Raw genomic sequence first — 16,671 nt, 5'->3', positions numbered from 1 at the left:
CCTGATTATCGTGGTCATTATTGATTCCGCGCGGGGGCTAGTGGGCGCAAAATAACCACCAGATTCAAAAGACCCCCGCACTGAAAAGTCCGGGGGTTTTTTTACAACTATTAAACTAAAAAGTTCATACTGGTTGGTGATTACCCAACCCGATATGACAGGAAGAATGGGAGCGCACATGAAGTGCAAACACAACATGGTTTACTGTGCCATACACAGTTTGGGAGGGTTACGATGACAGGAGCACAACTGGTTGTAGCCGCATTAAAGCAGCAGGGAATCAAAACCGTTTTTGGTTATCCCGGCGGCGCTATCATGCCAATCTATGATGCATTATACGATGGCGGTGTAGAACACATCCTCTGTCGCCACGAACAAGGTGCAGCCATGGCGGCGATTGGCATGGCGCGCTCTACACAAGATGTCGCGGTGTGCATGGCCACCTCAGGACCTGGAGCGACCAATTTGGTCACCGGTCTTGCCGATGCATTTCTTGACTCAATCCCCCTCGTCGCCATCACCGGCCAAGTCGCAAGCTCGCACATTGGTACCGATGCTTTTCAAGAGATGGACGTGATTGGTATGTCACTCTCTTGCACCAAACACAGCTACCTCGTTACCGATATCCACGATCTCGCACCCACCCTTGCCGAAGCCTTTGAGGTAGCGAAAGCGGGTCGTCCCGGCCCGGTGATTGTGGATATCGCTAAAGATGTACAACTGGCAAAAACCCCCGTGACTGAGCTACCTGCGTTCACTGCGCCAGCCATGCCAGTTGCCAGCCAAGAGCAGCTTCACGCAGCGCAACAACTGCTTTCACAAAGCTCTCGTCCTGTATTGTATGTTGGCGGTGGCGTTCAACTGGCCAAAGCGACCGATTCCGTACGCGAGTTTTTACGCCTCAATCCGATGCCATCAGTAAGCACTTTAAAAGGCTTGGGCACGATTGAGCGCCATGACCCGCACTACCTTGGCATGCTTGGTATGCACGGGACTAAGGCGGCAAACTTGGTCGTTCAAGAGTGTGATTTGCTGATTGTGGTTGGAGCGCGCTTTGATGACCGAGTAACGGGAAAGCTGGATACTTTTGCGCCACACGCCAAAGTGATTCATATCGATATTGACGCGGCCGAGTTTAATAAACTCCGGATCGCCAATGCGTCACTACGTGGTGACATCAATCTCATTCTTCCACAACTGGAACTGACGCGCGATATCGCACCGTGGGTTCACCACAGTGAAAGTTTGCGCAGTGGCTTTAAGTGGCGCTATGACCACCCGGGCGATCTCATTTTTGCGCCATTGTTACTCAAACAACTGTCCGACATGATGCCCGATTCAGCCATCGTCTCAACCGACGTTGGCCAACATCAAATGTGGGCCGCGCAGCACATTCAGCCGCGTGCTCCACAGAACTTCATCACCTCAGCTGGCCTTGGAACTATGGGCTTTGGGTTGCCCGCCTCAATGGGTGCTGCCGTTGCTCGCCCAGATGATCAATCCATTCTCATTTCCGGGGATGGCTCGTTCATGATGAATGTTCAAGAACTTGGTACGCTCAAGCGCCGCCAAATCCCGGTCAAGATGGTACTACTGAACAACCACCGTTTGGGTATGGTGCGCCAATGGCAATCGCTGTTCTTTGATGGCCGCCATAGTGAAACGATTTTGGATGACAACCCAGATTTCGTGATGCTAGCTAAGGCGTTCGATATTCCTGGCAAAACCATCACCAAAAAAGAAGAAGTTGAACCAGCACTTAAAGAAATGCTGGCCAGCAAAACAGCTTATCTGCTTCACGTTTTGATTGATGAAGAAGAAAACGTATGGCCGCTTGTACCACCGGGCGCCTCAAATAGTGATATGTTGGAGAACACCTAATGGATAGATACCTATTAGACATCAAAGCCGATGATAAACCGGTGCTATTAGAGCGTGTTCTGCGCGTGATTCGCCATCGTGGATTTGTGATAAAACAAGTGGCCGCAACGCAAAACCACGCCAGCAAAGTCGCCAGTGTTGAAATCATTGTTGATAGTGATCGCCCCATCAGCACACTGATCAATCAAATTGAAAAATTATGGGATATTCGCAGTGTCGATGTCACCCCAATAAAAAATAACGAACTACCGAATAACAATTTACAACAAAAGATTTGTGCATAAGGAAGGCAATAAATGGCAACAAAAACTGCAGATTACATTTGGTTCAACGGTGAAATGGTTCCGTGGGCAAATGCAAACGTTCATGTACTGACACACGCAATGCACTACGGCACCTCGGTGTTTGAAGGTGTGCGTTGTTATAACACTCCTAAAGGTCCAATCGTCTTCCGTCATAAAGAGCACGCTCAACGCCTGAAAGATTCAGCAAAAATTTACCGTTTCCCTATCCCCTATACGATAGAAGAGATCATGGAAGCGACACGTGAAACATTGCGCGTCAATAAACTGGATTCAGCCTACATTCGCCCACTTGGCTTTGTTGGCAACGTCGGCCTTGGCGTTTGCCCCCCAGTGAACACTGAAATGGAGTTAATCATTGCCGCCTTCCCTTGGGGTGCTTACTTAGGTGATGAAGCGCTAGAAAATGGTGTGGATGCGATGGTTTCTAGCTGGCATCGCGCTGCGCCAAACACCATTCCAACCGCAGCCAAAGCGGGTGGTAACTATTTATCGTCTCTGCTTGTCGGTGGTGAAGCTCGTCGTCATGGCTATGCCGAAGGTATCGCCTTAAGCGTGGATGGTTATTTATCTGAAGGTGCAGGCGAAAACATTTTCGTCATCAAAAACGGTGTGCTGCTCACGCCACCAACCACCAGCTCCATCTTGCCGGGTATCACGCGTGATTCGATCATGACGCTGGCTAAAGAGATGGGTTACGAAGTGCGTGAAGTAAACATTGCGCGTGAAGCTCTCTACCTTGCTGACGAAATTTTTATGACTGGCACCGCCGCCGAAATCGTCCCAGTACGGAGCGTAGACCAAATTACGGTTGGAGAGGGCAAACGTGGGCCAATCACGAAAGTGATGCAAGAAGCTTACTTTGGCCTATTTAACGGCACCACTGAAGACAAGTGGGGCTGGTTGGATTACGTGTACCCACAACCGAAGTAATAGAGGACGATAGACAATGCCAAAGTATAGATCCGCAACGACGACACACGGACGTAATATGGCTGGAGCGCGCGCATTATGGCGCGCCACTGGCGTCAAAGATGAAGATTTCGGTAAACCGATTATTGCGGTGGTTAACTCGTTCACTCAATTCGTACCGGGCCACGTGCACCTCAAAGATATGGGGCAATTGGTTGCGGGTGAAATCGAAAAAGCCGGCGGCATCGCCAAAGAATTTAATACCATCGCGGTAGATGATGGTATCGCCATGGGACATGGCGGCATGCTGTACTCACTGCCCTCACGCGAGTTGATCGCAGACTCTGTCGAGTACATGGTTAATGCACACTGCGCTGATGCGATGGTCTGCATTTCCAACTGCGACAAAATCACCCCTGGGATGATGATGGCGGCACTGCGCATTAATATTCCCGTCATCTTTGTTTCTGGCGGGCCAATGGAAGCGGGTAAAACCAAGCTTTCTGATCAAATCATCAAACTCGATTTAGTCGATGCGATGATCCAAGGCGCTGACCCTAAAGTCTCCGATGCACAAAGTGAACAAATTGAACGCTCGGCCTGCCCAACCTGTGGTTCTTGTTCTGGCATGTTTACCGCCAACTCGATGAACTGTCTCACCGAAGCGTTGGGGCTTTCTCAACCAGGTAATGGTTCGATGTTGGCCACGCATGCCGATCGTGAGGCGCTCTTCATCAACGCAGGTAAACGCATTGTTGAATTAACCAAGCGTTATTACGAGCAAGATGATGCATCTGCTTTGCCGCGTAATATTGCCAACAAAGCCGCATTCGAAAATGCGATGGCGCTCGATATTGCTATGGGCGGCTCAACCAACACCGTATTGCACCTATTAGCAGGCGCTCAAGAAGGTGAAATCGATTTTGACATGAGTGATATCGACCGCATGTCACGCCGCGTACCTCATCTGTGTAAAGTCGCGCCATCGACTCAAAAATATCACATGGAAGATGTGCACCGCGCGGGTGGCGTGATGGCGATTCTTGGTGAATTGGATCGCGCCGGTCTCATCAACAATCAAACTCGCACCGTGTTGGGTTTATCGATGAAAGAGCAGTTGGCTCAATACGACATCATGCAAACGGACGACGAAGACGTCTTAACCTTTTTCCGTGCCGGTCCTGCGGGCATTCGTACCACTAAAGCCTTCTCACAACAGTGTCGCTGGGATCGCCTTGATGACGATCGCAAAGAAGGCTGTATTCGTACCAAAGAGCATGCTTTTAGCCAAGATGGTGGCCTAGCCGTCCTATCAGGCAACATTGCCGTTGACGGCTGTATTGTCAAGACAGCAGGGGTTGATGAAGGTAGCCTGAAATTTGCAGGCCCAGCCGTGGTCTTTGAAAGCCAAGAAAGTGCCGTTGAAGGTATTTTAGGTGGTAAAGTGAAGGCTGGTGATGTTGTCGTCATCCGCTATGAAGGCCCGAAAGGCGGCCCGGGTATGCAAGAAATGCTTTACCCAACCACGTACCTCAAATCAATGGGGCTAGGCAAAGAGTGCGCGCTACTGACTGACGGTCGTTTCTCTGGGGGCACTTCTGGTTTATCAATTGGTCACGTTTCTCCAGAAGCTGCAAACGGCGGAACGATAGGTTTGGTGAACTCTGGGGATATTATCGCCATCGATATTCCAAACCGCTCCATTACGCTCAACGTTTCAGAAGCTGAACTGGCTGAGCGCCGCGTAAAACAAGACCAGCTCGGTTGGAAACCTGTCAATCGCCAGCGTGAAGTCTCTTTGGCATTGAAAGCCTACGCAAGTATGGCCACCAGCGCTGATAAAGGGGCTGTTCGAGACAAATCTAAGCTCGAGGGCTAGCGGATGAGCGACTCAGGTAACGCAACTCAAACTGGCGCAGATTATCTGCGCCAGATCCTGCGCGCCCCCGTGTATGACGTCGCAACGGTGACGCCACTGCAGGATATGCCCCGCTTATCGGCGCGCATCAAAAATCGCGTTCAGCTCAAGCGTGAAGATCGCCAGCCTGTGCACTCTTTTAAATTACGCGGCGCTTATAATATGGTGTCGAGTTTATCTGAGGTGCAAAAACAAGCAGGGGTGATTGCTGCGTCAGCAGGCAACCACGCGCAGGGAATGGCTCTATCGGGAACAAAATTAGGCATTAAAACCACCATTGTGATGCCTAAAACTACCCCTGATATCAAAGTCGAAGCGGTGCGCGGTTTTGGCGGTTTGGTGATTTTGCATGGCAACAACTTTGATGAAGCCAAAGCCGAAGCGGAACGCTTGGCTCACGAGCAAGGTTATACGTTTGTCCCACCGTTCGATCACCCACTGGTCATTGCAGGGCAAGGCACGATTGGCATGGAAATGCTGCAACAAAATGGCCACCTTGATTACATTTTTGTACCTGTCGGCGGTGGCGGTTTAGCCGCTGGGGTCGCGGTGCTGATCAAACAGCTGATGCCAGAAATCAAAGTGATTGCGGTTGAACCTGAAGATTCTGCTTGTTTAAAAGCAGCACTCGATGCAGGTAAACCCGTAGTGCTTGACCAAGTCAGCATGTTTGCCGACGGTGTCGCGGTAAAACGTATTGGTGATGAAACCTTCCGTTTATGTCAGCAATACATTGATGGCCACATCACGGTATCAAGCGATGAAATCTGCTCGGCGGTTAAAGATATCTTCGAAGACACGCGTGCGATTGCCGAACCTTCTGGAGCGCTTGCTCTGGCTGGTCTGAAGAAATTCGCGGAAAAAAATAAGCTGGTGGATAAACAGTTAGGCACCGTACTTTCAGGGGCTAACACCAATTTCCATGGCTTGCGCTACGTGTCGGAGCGATGCGAGCTAGGCGAAAAACGTGAAGGGCTTTTGGCGGTGACCATACCTGAACGTCAAGGCGCGTTTTTTGAGTTTTGCAATATCATTGGCGGCCGTGCGGTCACCGAGTTCAACTATCGCTATAACGATGACAAGCTGGCCAACATTTTCGTCGGTGTACGCCTGTTAAGTGGGCAAGAAGAGCTCGACAACATCATTCACGATTTACGCCAAGGTGGCTACCCTGTGGTGGATCTATCGGATGATGAAATGGCCAAGCTGCATGTGCGTTATATGATTGGAGGCAAACCCTCTAAGCCGCTAAAAGAGCGATTATACAGCTTCGAATTTCCGGAATATCCGGGCGCTCTGCTGAAATTTCTCAGCACGCTTGGTACACACTGGAACATTAGCTTGTTTAATTACCGCAATCATGGCGCCGATTATGGCCGCGTATTGTGTGGTTTTGAACTCGAAGAGAGCGATTTAAACCGCTTCTCCGCTCACCTTAGAGAATTGGGTTACCAATGCAAAGATGAGACGGACAATCCTTCATACCAGTTCTTCTTATCCTAAAGCTCAATGCCAGTCCCACGACTGGCATTTTTTATCAGTGATGCATAATACGCATAGAACCAATGCTAAAGTTTCATTTTAGTCATAGTTAATTCAGTACTACACTTAGCGACATCTTATGCTTGCTGTGCCAATCTGGAGATCCGAATGTTTAAAGCGTTAATCCTTAATCAACAAGAAAAAAACACAGTTGCCACCATTGAACAAATCGACGAATCACAATTACCGCAAGGTGAGGTTTTAGTCGCGGTCGATTACTCATCATTAAATTACAAAGATGGTTTGGCCATTACAGGTAAAGGCAAAATCATTCGCAATTTCCCTATGGTACCGGGCATTGATCTTGCGGGAACCGTACTTGAATCCCAAGATACTCGCTACCAAACCGGTGACAAAGTTGTACTAACCGGTTGGGGAGTGGGTGAAAACCATTGGGGTGGTATGGCGCAAAAAGCACGCTTGAAAGCCGATTGGTTAGTGCCACTCGTGCACGGCCTTGATAGCAAAAAAGCGATGATGATTGGCACTGCTGGCTTTACCGCCATGCTTTGCGTGCAAGCCATTTTAGATGCGGGAATTCAACCGGAAAAGGGTGAAATATTGGTGACGGGTGCCAGTGGCGGCGTGGGTTCAGTTGCTGTAACTCTATTAGCTAAGCTAGGTTATACAGTTGCTGCGGTAACCGGTCGTGTTGAACAAAATGGTCCACTGCTAGAAAAACTAGGAGCAAGCCGCGTTATTGATCGCAGCGAATTTGAAGAGCCAGCTCGTCCGCTGGAAAAACAGATTTGGGCTGGCGCGGTCGATACCGTAGGCAGCAAAATGTTAGCCAAAGTGTTAGCTCAAATGGACTACAACAGCACGGTTGCGGCGTGTGGTTTAGCGGGTGGTTTTGATTTACCCACCACCGTCATGCCGTTCATTTTGCGCAATGTACGCCTGCAAGGTGTCGACTCGGTCTCTTGCCCGCTAGAAAAACGCATGGCAGCATGGGAAAGCTTAGCGAAACTGCTACCTGCAAGCTACTTTGAGCAAGCGTGTGAGGAAATCACCCTCGAACAAACAGCGCAATACGCTGAAACGATCACCAATGGTCAAGTGACTGGTCGCGTGGTGATTAAGCTTTAAACCATTCATTAATCAAGCTTTGGTCTTACTCAAAGCTTGATGATTTTTATCCCTCTAACTGCATCTCTTCAATACGCTTAGCAATCAACCGGCTGCACTCTTGTTTGACGATCTGCCTTAACCATTCTTGGGCAGGAGAATGCTCACATCGCGAGTGCCAAATCATAGAGTAGTCAAACGGCGTAAACTGAAACGGTAACGGCTTCACCACCAATGCGTAACGTTCTGCCACTAAATAGGCCAGATCCGCAGGTACCGTAATAATCAATGGCATGGTATCAACAATCGCTAGCGCAGCTTCTAAATGATAGGCTCTGAGCACCATTTTCCGTTTAGGCTGCCCACTTAATGCTTGTTCAATTAAGGCATTAACACCATCACTAATCGCAATCATCGCATGAGGGTATGTCAGGTAATCCGCTAAAGAGATCTGCCGATTCGCCAGCGGATGATGTTGGGAGAGCAAACAAAGCACACCGACTCGCCCAAGCACCTCACTCATCAATGGTGCTACTGGCGACGTTGGGCGACAAATCGCTAAATCAGCCCCTTCATAAGTCAGTTGATCGGCCAACCTATCATGCTGCAAAGGTAAAAACTCAAACGACACGTTTGGTGCCTCTTGATATATCCTTGGTAAAGCAAACGGTAAGATGGTCTGCATTGCGTAATCTGTCGTGGCAATGGTGAAGGTTTGTTCACATTGCTGGGGGTCAAATTCAACAGGTGAAAGGATTTGACGTAGAGACTCCAATGGCTCGCCTAAGGCGCGATTAAGCTCCAGCGCTTTTTCAGTCGCAATGAGATGCTGACCTTGGCGCGTAAAAAGAGGATCATTGAGCAGATCACGTAACCGACCTAATACACGGCTCATGGCTGACTGGCTAAGATTTAAACGCTGGGCCGCTTTACTGACACTGCTCTCTTCTATCAACACTCTCAGTGCAATCAATAAATTCAGATCGCGACGATAGATATCTTCCAACTCCATGCAACAACCCCACTTTTATCATGGCAAATAGGCTCAGTGTACGCGTTAGGCAAAAAAAATCCCGCCTTTCAGCGGGGAAGCCCAAGAAAATGGGGATAGTGTCGGAATGTGTTACGTGTCGTATTAGTGCAATGCGTTGATCAATATGTGATGGATTAGTGATTCTGCTCTTCTGAGATGCCTTTCCAAAGATGCATCTCAAGCCAGATCCCAACCAGTGACGCACTGACACCAAAAAGTGGCATCCATGACGTTTCTGCAGGCGTTCGCATCACTAAGGCACAAAATGAGATAAAGCAGAGAACCGAATAAATGGTTAACCTATCAAGCGCTGTTAACATAAGTGCCCCACCAAATTGTTATCAACTTGTTAAGTAAGTTAAAACAAAAAGATCACTTTGCCAAGTGGTTATTGAATATTTTTTCCTCGCCAGTATTATCTACGCCTTGCGATAACATCGATTAGGTTTGACTATGACATTTGATCCGGCACTTGCCACACAAACACTCGAAGCCGAAGGATTGCGCTGCCCCGAGCCTGTAATGATGGTCAGAAAAACCATTCGAACCATGCAAGATGGCGAAATTTTACTAGTGAAAGCCGATGACCCGTCAACCACTCGAGACATTCCCAGTTTTTGCCGCTTTATGGATCATCAGTTAATTGCGGAGAAAGTGGACACATTGCCCTATCTCTATTTGATTAAGAAAGGATTGAGTTAAGCCTCGATCTAAGTGATGCGTACGCAAAAGAAAAGGCGACCTCAAAAAGGCCGCCTTTTGCTATTAATTCATTGCGCTGCACACTACTCATTAAACTCAATGGTGCGGATCTCTGATTGCAGTTTTGTGATCTGCTTTTGCAGGGTTCGAATTTCATCGAGCATCGGGATAATGTGCGCGACTCGGATCCAAGATTCCACCATCAAGCCACACAATATGATTGCGCCGGCCACCATGGGTAGCCACATTTCCGTCAACGCCATACCCAACAACGTCAGCACAAAACCGAACGTAAACAAGTAACTTTGGCTCTTGGCGGTCATTCCCATATAACGTGTCAGCATATGCATTCCCTCTTAGACTTGCATCATCTAGCACTACAGTAACATGACCAGTATGGCATAAATTTGTCACTCATCACGCAACCGTAGACGTTGGGCGACAAGTTGAGTAATAAATTGTGTCACACTCAGTCGCCCAATCATCTAATCGATTGGAATTACCAAATCGCCGCGCCGATCGCTAATATCAAAAAGAGTACCGCCGTGATTTTACGAATAAGTCCTAGCGGCATTTTATCGGCGGATAATTTACCAATCAGCACCACAGGTACGTTAGCCAGCAACATACCAATCGTCGTTCCGAGCACCACCCACAGTAGAGCATCCGCATACTGCGCACCAAGAATAGACGTTGCTATTTGGGTTTTATCGCCAATTTCAGCGACAAAAAAGGCGATGAAGCTAGCGACAAAAGGGCCTCGATTGGTAATTTTTTCATCACCGTCGAGTTTGTCTGGAATTAACACCCAACCCGCCATGGCAAGGAAGCTAGCGACCAACACCCATTTAAGGATTTCTGGTGACAGGTAGTCGGCAACGACCACGCCCAGCCAAGCAGCGAGTGCATGGTTAACCATCGTTGCGACAAAAATGGCGGCAATAATAGGCAAAGGTTTACGATAACGACTGGCTAGCAGCAGAGAAAGCAGTTGGGTTTTATCGCCAATTTCAGCTAAGGCGACGGTAGTAATTGAAATAGCTAATACGCTCACGACAGGCTCAATGGGGCGGGATAATTATAATAACCATAGACAAACGCCACTCCCCGCCCCGGTTTGTGATGTTTGTCTAAGGTCTTGCTAAGCTAAAATGACTTTAGCCTCGAACGCCACGGTGATTTGGCACCAATTATGTTGACGAACGAACCATTAAGATAAGAAATCTCACTGGTAAGCTACTCCCCAAAGACGGCGCAATTCTAATCAGGCCGAGTGAAAATCTCAAGTTAGAAATAAGTCAAAATCGTTCATGTGCAGGAATTTGGCACAATCGATGCGATAAATTCGACCAAAACGGATTTTCGACCATTAATTAAGCAAGATTACCCCTACTCGCTGAGCGAATATCTGGGTATACTTGTTCGTTATTTTCATCCATTCAGACAGAAGAATCGCGCGAACCTGACTATGCAAAAATACGATATCAAAACCTTTCAGGGTATGATCCTCGCGCTGCAGGATTATTGGGCCCAACAAGGCTGTACCATTGTTCAACCATTAGACATGGAAGTTGGTGCAGGAACCTCTCACCCAATGACATGCCTGCGAGCTTTAGGCCCAGAGCCCATTGCAACGGCGTATGTTCAACCCTCTCGTCGCCCAACGGACGGTCGTTATGGTGAAAACCCAAACCGCCTGCAACACTATTACCAATTCCAAGTCATCATCAAACCTTCACCAGACAACATTCAAGAGTTGTATCTGGGGTCTTTAGAGGTGCTCGGTGTTGACCCACTAGTACACGATATTCGTTTCGTGGAAGATAACTGGGAAAACCCAACCTTAGGTGCTTGGGGTCTTGGCTGGGAAGTGTGGCTAAACGGCATGGAAGTAACTCAATTTACTTACTTCCAACAAGTCGGCGGCCTTGAGTGCAAACCTGTAACTGGTGAAATCACTTACGGTATTGAACGTCTTGCCATGTACATTCAAGGCGTGGATTCAGTGTATGACTTAGTCTGGACAGATGGCCCATTAGGTAAAGTCACCTATGGTGACATTTACCATCAAAATGAAGTCGAACAATCCACTTACAACTTCGAACACGCGGATGTCGATTTTCTTTTCACTTTCTTCGACCAGTGCGAAAAAGAGTGTAAGCATCTACTTGAGCTAGAAAAACCGCTGCCACTTCCTGCCTATGAGCGTATTTTGAAAGCGGGCCATGCCTTTAACCTATTGGACGCGCGTAAAGCGATTTCGGTGACAGAACGTCAACGTTACATCCTACGTATCCGTAACCTGACCAAAGCGGTTGCAGAAGCGTACTACGCATCTCGTGAAGCACTTGGCTTCCCTATGTGTAAAAAGGGTGAGGACAAATAAGATGGCAAAAGAATTTCTAATTGAATTAGGCACAGAAGAGCTACCACCAAAACAACTTCGCACTTTGGCTGAAGCGTTTGCGGCTAACTTTGCCGCAGAATTGAAAACCGCTGAACTGGCACACGAAGGCATCAAATGGTTTGCAACCCCTCGCCGTTTAGCACTGAAAGTGACCAACTTGGCCCAAGGTCAAGCGGATAAAGTGGTCGAAAAACGTGGCCCCGCTATTTCTGTTGCTTTTGATGCCGATGGCAATCCAACCAAAGCAGCACAAGGCTGGGCGCGTGGTAACGGCATTACTGTTGAGCAAGCGGATCGCCTAACAACAGAACAAGGTGAATGGCTACTGTTCAAACAGGAAGTCAAAGGCCAAGATGCCAAAGCTATTGTGGTTGAACTTGCCGCCAAAGCGTTAGCAAACTTGCCTATCGCCAAACCCATGCGCTGGGGTGATAAAGAAACACAATTTATCCGCCCAGTAAAAACTCTGACTATTTTGATGGGCGATGAACTGATCGAAGGTGAGATCTTAGGCGTAGCTTCTGCGCGCACCATCCGTGGTCACCGCTTTATGGGCGAAAAAGAGTTCACCATCGATTCAGCAGAACAATACCCAGCGATTTTAGAACAGCGCGGTAAAGTGATCGCCGATTACGATGCGCGTAAAGCGATAATTATTGCGGATGCACAAAAAGCAGCGCTACAGGTTGGCGGTGTTGCCGATCTTGACGATGACTTGGTTGAAGAAGTGACCTCACTGGTTGAATGGCCAGTGGTGCTGACGGCGAAATTTGAAGAAAAATTCCTTAAAGTACCGTCAGAAGCTTTGGTTTACACCATGAAAGGTGACCAAAAATACTTCCCGGTTTATTCTCATCAGATGAGCGACGCGAATAAGCAATTGCTGCCTAACTTTATTTTCGTCTCTAACATCGAGTCGAAAGAGCCTCGCCATGTTATCGAAGGCAACGAGAAAGTCGTTCGTCCACGCTTAGCGGACGCGGAATTCTTCTTTAATACCGATCTCAAAAGCAAATTAGTCGATCGTCTACCACGACTAGAAACCGCGATTTTCCAGCAGCAGTTGGGTACGATTAAAGATAAAACTGACCGTATTACTGAACTGGCTGGTTACATTGCAGAACAGATTGGCGCGGATGTAGAAAAATCAAAACGTGCGGGCTTACTGGCTAAATGCGATTTGATGACCTCCATGGTGTTTGAATTTACCGACACGCAAGGCGTGATGGGTATGCATTATGCTCGCCATGACGGAGAAGCAGAAGAAGTCGCCGTTGCACTAAACGAACAGTACATGCCACGCTTTGCTGGCGATGCTCTGCCAACCAATGGCGTTTCCGCCGCTGTGGCAATCGCAGACAAGCTAGACACCATAGTCGGCATCTTCGGTATTGGCCAAGCACCAAAAGGCTCGGATCCCTTTGCTCTGCGTCGCGCATCACTGGGTGTACTGCGCATCATCGTTGAATACGGCTATAACTTGGACTTAGTTGACCTCGTAGCAAAAGCGAAATCGCTGTTTGGTGATCGCCTTACCAACGACAACGTTGAGCACGATGTAATTGAGTTTATGCTTGGCCGTTTCCGTGCTTGGTATCAAGATGAAGGTTTTAGCGTCGACATCATCCAAGCGGTACTTGCTCGTCGTCCAACCAAACCCGCTGATTTTGACAAACGTGTTAAAGCAGTTTCCCACTTCCGTGAACTGGAAGCGGCTGAAGCCCTAGCGGCGGCAAACAAGCGTGTCGGTAACATTTTAGCGAAATTTGACGGTGAACTGGCTGCAGAAATCAACCTAACACTTCTTCAAGAAGCGGCCGAAAAAGCCTTAGCGGAAGAAGTGGAAGTGATGACCGAAGCACTAGAACCTGCTTTCGCTACCGGTGATTACCAACAAGCACTGAGCAAGCTGGCAGCACTACGTGAACCTGTTGATGCTTTCTTTGATAATGTCATGGTGATGGCAGACGATGAAGCATTAAAACAAAACCGTTTAACGCTGCTCAACAACTTGCGTAATCTGTTCCTACAAATTGCTGATATTTCACTGCTGCAAAAGTAGTCGCTGATATTTCGGCACACAAATTAATCTATCAAAGCCCAGCGACTATCCGCTGGGCTTTTTGTTTTATCTGACCGCAGTGTGTTATTTGGCGAAAAATAGTGCTTTGACTCGCAAAAACATTGGGGTATGTTCAAGGATTACTCGATGGGCGTGGCATCGTTTCATGCCCCTTTATGCAAGCAAATACAAGAATGAATTAGGCAGTCAGCAATGCAGTTTTCGAAATTTGGTGAAAAATTTAATCAGTATTCCGGTATTACCCAGTTAATGGACGATCTCAATGATGGCCTGCGCACTCCCGGAGCCATTATGCTCGGCGGTGGTAACCCAGCTGCCATTCCCGCCATGATTGACTACTTTCATCAAACCAGTGCTGACATGCTTAGCAGTGGTGAACTGATCGCTGCCCTCGCCAACTATGATGGCCCACAAGGTAAAGATTTGTTCGTTAAATCTCTCGCAAAACTGCTTAAAGAAACCTATGGCTGGGAAATCAGTGAAAAGAACATTAGCTTAACCAATGGCAGCCAGAGTGGATTTTTCTATCTATTTAATCTGTTTGCTGGCCAGCAAGCTGACGGTTCACATAAGAAAATTTTACTGCCATTAGCGCCTGAATATATTGGTTATGGTGATGCCGGGATAGATGAAGATATTTTTGTCTCCTATCGCCCAGAAATAGAACTACTCGACAATGGCTTATTCAAATACCACGTGGATTTCGAAACCTTGAACGTGGATTCGTCGGTAGCCGCCATTTGTGCTTCCCGTCCAACCAATCCGACGGGAAATGTGCTCACAGAACAAGAGATCCACAAGCTCGATAAGCTGGCTAGAGAGAACAATATCCCACTGATTATCGACAATGCATACGGCGTTCCATTTCCCAACATCATTTTTGAAGAGATTGAGCCCTTTTGGAATGACAACACCATTTTATGCATGAGCCTTTCGAAACTGGGTTTACCCGGTGTGCGCTGCGGTATCGTCATTGCCAACGAAACCATTACCCAAGCATTAACCAACATGAATGGCATCATTAGCTTAGCGCCAGGCAGCATCGGCCCAGCCATTGCTCATCACATGATTGAAAAAGGCGATCTATTAAGGCTCAGTCGTGATGTGATCAAGCCCTTCTACCAGCAGAAATCACAAAGAGCAGTCGAGTTACTCAAGCAAGCCATTAGCGACCCGCGCTTTCGTATCCATAAACCAGAAGGGGCGATCTTTTTATGGCTCTGGTTTGATGAGCTCCCCATCACCACTATGGAACTTTACCAACGTCTAAAAGCCAGAGGAGTATTGATTGTACCGGGTGAATATTTCTTTATTGGTCAACAAGACGATTGGCAACACGCGCATCAGTGTCTGCGCATGAACTACGTGCAAGATGATGAAGCCATGCAAAAGGGCATTCAAATTATTGCTCAAGAAGTGGCATTAGCTTATCAACAGTAATTCATCCTTTCTGCCATGAAAAAGAGCGCCAAAAGGCGCTCTTTCACTACTTTAATGTGGCCAGTAACTTAATTGTTCTCAATTAAGTTTTTGCCATTAATCGCAATTTTACGTGGTTGCATCGCTTCAGGTGTTTCACGTTCAAGATCCACGTGTAGCAAGCCATTTTCCATTGTGGCTCCGAGTACTTTGACATAGTCGGCCAATTGGAATTTACGTTCAAAATCGCGCTCAGCAATACCTTGGTAGACGTAGTTTTTATTCTCTTCGGGTTTACGTTCGCCACGCACAATCAGCGTATTTTCTTGTTGAGTAATCTCAATCTGCTCTTCAGAAAAACCAGCTACCGCCATCGTGATGCGATATTTATTGTCGTCTTGCTGTTCAATATTGTACGGAGGGTAACCCGCAGAGCTATTCTTCGCTGAACTGGATTCCATCATGTTTAATAGACGGTCAAAACCAATTGCGTTGCGGTATAAAGGAGTGAAATCTACTGTTCTCATCATACTATCCTCATCATAAGCAATAGCCTTAGCGCATAGGCGCTAAGCCGTTAGCAGCCATTCTTTCAACATGGAGCTAACAACACATTTAATGATCACAACACAAGGCTCCTCTTAAGAGAGCAAACCTGTGTCGCCATTCCAGAGGTCCTTACGGCATCCTCTTCATTGATAGATATAGGGGCACTAAAATTCTTTTCAAGGATTTTTTGAAAAATTTTTTAGTCCTCGCTAAAGCGAACAGAAACTAGAAAGAGGGCATCGAATCAAACTGATACTCCGTAGAGTTACAAAGCCTTCATTAGCAGGATATAGAGTCAATACAGAGACATAAAAAAGCCTAACGATATCATTAGGCTTTATTTTGCACTTTAACCGATGAAAACTTATTTTATTTTCCGCGTTTTTTCCTTTCTTTAATTACACTGCTTTCTTCCATTTTTTCTTGCTTTAATTTCCGCTTTTCTTTTAGGCTAAGTTGCGCTTTTTTCATATCTTTCTTACTCATAGTAATCTCCTTATTTTAACGAAGAAATTTAATTTACACACGTTAGTGACTTTTCAGGAAGAATATTAACCACTTTATATTCTCGCTCTTTTCCTAAAATATATAATTTAAAACACTCTTGTTCACGTAATCCAAAAATAGAAGCGCCTAAATAAGAGTAAAGTGATACGAGACCATCATTAGGGTTGTTCCGCTCACCAAGCACTATAATAATTTGATAAGGTTGACACTTTTCTGTATCAACAAAGCTGACCCTATCTCCAACGTTGACTCGACGCTCCGCCGTAGAATATCTGGCCAATGATTCTGCTTCTATTCTCTCGAAAAGAGTCAGTAAAATCAGTGGAGACTGATAGGTAACAAATAAGC

Annotated in this window: 16 protein-coding genes and 1 riboswitch; of the genes, 10 read left to right on the top strand and 6 right to left on the bottom strand. The window is 47.1% G+C overall.

Annotated features, from left to right (window positions below; all coding sequences use genetic code 11):
• Nucleotides 1–234 precede the first annotated feature (234 nt).
• The 6 genes from ilvG to acuI all read left to right on the top strand — a co-directional run bounded on the left by ilvG (nt 235) and on the right by acuI (nt 7,644).
• On the top strand, nt 235–1,881 hold the full coding sequence (gene ilvG, locus B9J87_RS13340; RefSeq protein ID WP_017044151.1) for an acetolactate synthase 2 catalytic subunit: 1,647 nt from the start codon (nt 235–237) through the stop codon (nt 1,879–1,881).
• A complete protein-coding gene (gene ilvM, locus B9J87_RS13335) occupies nt 1,881–2,165 on the top strand; it encodes an acetolactate synthase 2 small subunit (protein WP_010319930.1) in 285 nt (94 codons plus the stop codon). The genes ilvG and ilvM overlap by 1 nt, the downstream gene beginning before the upstream one ends.
• A gap of 12 nt (nt 2,166–2,177) precedes the next feature.
• Entirely contained in the window at nt 2,178–3,116 is a 939-nt protein-coding gene (gene ilvE / locus B9J87_RS13330; RefSeq protein WP_010319931.1) for a branched-chain-amino-acid transaminase, read from the top strand.
• A gap of 16 nt (nt 3,117–3,132) precedes the next feature.
• Nucleotides 3,133–4,974 (top strand): dihydroxy-acid dehydratase, encoded by a 1,842-nt coding sequence (ilvD, locus tag B9J87_RS13325; RefSeq protein ID WP_094151152.1) that lies wholly within the window; start codon nt 3,133–3,135, stop codon nt 4,972–4,974.
• 3 nt (nt 4,975–4,977) lie between these two features.
• Nucleotides 4,978–6,516 (top strand): threonine ammonia-lyase, biosynthetic, encoded by a 1,539-nt coding sequence (gene ilvA / locus B9J87_RS13320; RefSeq protein ID WP_094151150.1) that lies wholly within the window; start codon nt 4,978–4,980, stop codon nt 6,514–6,516.
• 147 nt (nt 6,517–6,663) lie between these two features.
• Nucleotides 6,664–7,644, top strand: coding sequence for an acrylyl-CoA reductase (NADPH) (gene acuI / locus B9J87_RS13315; RefSeq protein ID WP_088720683.1), 981 nt, complete (start codon nt 6,664–6,666; stop codon nt 7,642–7,644).
• A 46-nt stretch (nt 7,645–7,690) separates the two neighbouring features.
• On the opposite strand, the gene B9J87_RS13310 is transcribed toward acuI, so the two are convergent.
• Together B9J87_RS13310 and B9J87_RS13305 are read right to left on the bottom strand one after the other, a co-directional pair.
• Complete coding sequence (locus B9J87_RS13310; RefSeq protein WP_017044147.1) at nt 7,691–8,635, bottom strand: LysR family transcriptional regulator; 945 nt, start codon at nt 8,633–8,635, stop codon at nt 7,691–7,693.
• 155 nt (nt 8,636–8,790) lie between these two features.
• The gene (locus B9J87_RS13305; RefSeq protein WP_010319936.1) at nt 8,791–8,976 is read right to left on the bottom strand and encodes a hypothetical protein; all 186 of its coding nucleotides are present in this window, start codon (nt 8,974–8,976) and stop codon (nt 8,791–8,793) included.
• Between the two features lie 133 nt (nt 8,977–9,109).
• Between B9J87_RS13305 and tusA the strand changes: the two genes are divergently transcribed.
• Nucleotides 9,110–9,358, top strand: coding sequence for a sulfurtransferase TusA (gene tusA, locus B9J87_RS13300; protein ID WP_010319937.1), 249 nt, complete (start codon nt 9,110–9,112; stop codon nt 9,356–9,358).
• An 83-nt stretch (nt 9,359–9,441) separates the two neighbouring features.
• Here the strand turns inward: tusA and B9J87_RS13295 are convergent, their stop codons facing one another.
• Together B9J87_RS13295 and B9J87_RS13290 are read right to left on the bottom strand one after the other, a co-directional pair.
• A complete protein-coding gene (locus tag B9J87_RS13295) occupies nt 9,442–9,702 on the bottom strand; it encodes a hypothetical protein (RefSeq protein WP_172858977.1) in 261 nt (86 codons plus the stop codon).
• A 155-nt stretch (nt 9,703–9,857) separates the two neighbouring features.
• Nucleotides 9,858–10,412 (bottom strand): TMEM165/GDT1 family protein, encoded by a 555-nt coding sequence (locus B9J87_RS13290; RefSeq protein ID WP_017046363.1) that lies wholly within the window; start codon nt 10,410–10,412, stop codon nt 9,858–9,860.
• Nucleotides 10,413–10,501: 89 nt separating this feature from the next.
• A riboswitch (yybP-ykoY riboswitch) is annotated at nt 10,502–10,615 on the bottom strand.
• 211 nt (nt 10,616–10,826) lie between these two features.
• Between B9J87_RS13290 and glyQ the strand changes: the two genes are divergently transcribed.
• The 3 genes from glyQ (at nt 10,827) to B9J87_RS13275 (ending at nt 15,288) form a co-directional block, all read left to right on the top strand.
• The gene (glyQ, locus tag B9J87_RS13285; protein WP_013855568.1) at nt 10,827–11,744 is read left to right on the top strand and encodes a glycine--tRNA ligase subunit alpha; all 918 of its coding nucleotides are present in this window, start codon (nt 10,827–10,829) and stop codon (nt 11,742–11,744) included.
• A 1-nt stretch (nt 11,745) separates the two neighbouring features.
• Complete coding sequence (gene glyS / locus B9J87_RS13280; protein ID WP_019281084.1) at nt 11,746–13,827, top strand: glycine--tRNA ligase subunit beta; 2,082 nt, start codon at nt 11,746–11,748, stop codon at nt 13,825–13,827.
• 213 nt (nt 13,828–14,040) lie between these two features.
• Nucleotides 14,041–15,288 carry a valine--pyruvate transaminase gene (locus B9J87_RS13275; protein ID WP_094151146.1) on the top strand — a complete coding sequence of 416 codons (1,248 nt, stop codon included), beginning with the start codon at nt 14,041–14,043 and terminating at the stop codon, nt 15,286–15,288.
• Between the two features lie 68 nt (nt 15,289–15,356).
• Here the strand turns inward: B9J87_RS13275 and B9J87_RS13270 are convergent, their stop codons facing one another.
• A complete protein-coding gene (locus tag B9J87_RS13270) occupies nt 15,357–15,794 on the bottom strand; it encodes an Hsp20 family protein (protein WP_010319943.1) in 438 nt (145 codons plus the stop codon).
• A gap of 536 nt (nt 15,795–16,330) precedes the next feature.
• On the bottom strand, nt 16,331–16,671 hold a 341-nt coding region (locus tag B9J87_RS13260), incomplete at its 5' end, for a GreA/GreB family elongation factor (protein ID WP_254918140.1).

The organism is Vibrio sp. V19_P1S1T109 (assembly GCF_002241375.1).
Taxonomy (GTDB): domain Bacteria; phylum Pseudomonadota; class Gammaproteobacteria; order Enterobacterales; family Vibrionaceae; genus Vibrio; species Vibrio anguillarum.
This window is presented reverse-complemented; position numbering and strand designations above follow the sequence as displayed.

Coding starts and splice junctions, on each gene's coding strand:
- ilvG (WP_017044151.1), top strand. CDS start 235: ATGACAGGAGCACAACTGGTTGTAGCCGCATTAAAGCAGCAGGGAATC.
- ilvM (WP_010319930.1), top strand. CDS start 1,881: ATGGATAGATACCTATTAGACATCAAAGCCGATGATAAACCGGTGCTA.
- ilvE (WP_010319931.1), top strand. CDS start 2,178: ATGGCAACAAAAACTGCAGATTACATTTGGTTCAACGGTGAAATGGTT.
- ilvD (WP_094151152.1), top strand. CDS start 3,133: ATGCCAAAGTATAGATCCGCAACGACGACACACGGACGTAATATGGCT.
- ilvA (WP_094151150.1), top strand. CDS start 4,978: ATGAGCGACTCAGGTAACGCAACTCAAACTGGCGCAGATTATCTGCGC.
- acuI (WP_088720683.1), top strand. CDS start 6,664: ATGTTTAAAGCGTTAATCCTTAATCAACAAGAAAAAAACACAGTTGCC.
- B9J87_RS13310 (WP_017044147.1), bottom strand. CDS start 8,635: ATGGAGTTGGAAGATATCTATCGTCGCGATCTGAATTTATTGATTGCA.
- B9J87_RS13305 (WP_010319936.1), bottom strand. CDS start 8,976: ATGTTAACAGCGCTTGATAGGTTAACCATTTATTCGGTTCTCTGCTTT.
- tusA (WP_010319937.1), top strand. CDS start 9,110: ATGACATTTGATCCGGCACTTGCCACACAAACACTCGAAGCCGAAGGA.
- B9J87_RS13295 (WP_172858977.1), bottom strand. CDS start 9,702: ATGCTGACACGTTATATGGGAATGACCGCCAAGAGCCAAAGTTACTTG.
- glyQ (WP_013855568.1), top strand. CDS start 10,827: ATGCAAAAATACGATATCAAAACCTTTCAGGGTATGATCCTCGCGCTG.
- glyS (WP_019281084.1), top strand. CDS start 11,746: ATGGCAAAAGAATTTCTAATTGAATTAGGCACAGAAGAGCTACCACCA.
- B9J87_RS13275 (WP_094151146.1), top strand. CDS start 14,041: ATGCAGTTTTCGAAATTTGGTGAAAAATTTAATCAGTATTCCGGTATT.
- B9J87_RS13270 (WP_010319943.1), bottom strand. CDS start 15,794: ATGAGAACAGTAGATTTCACTCCTTTATACCGCAACGCAATTGGTTTT.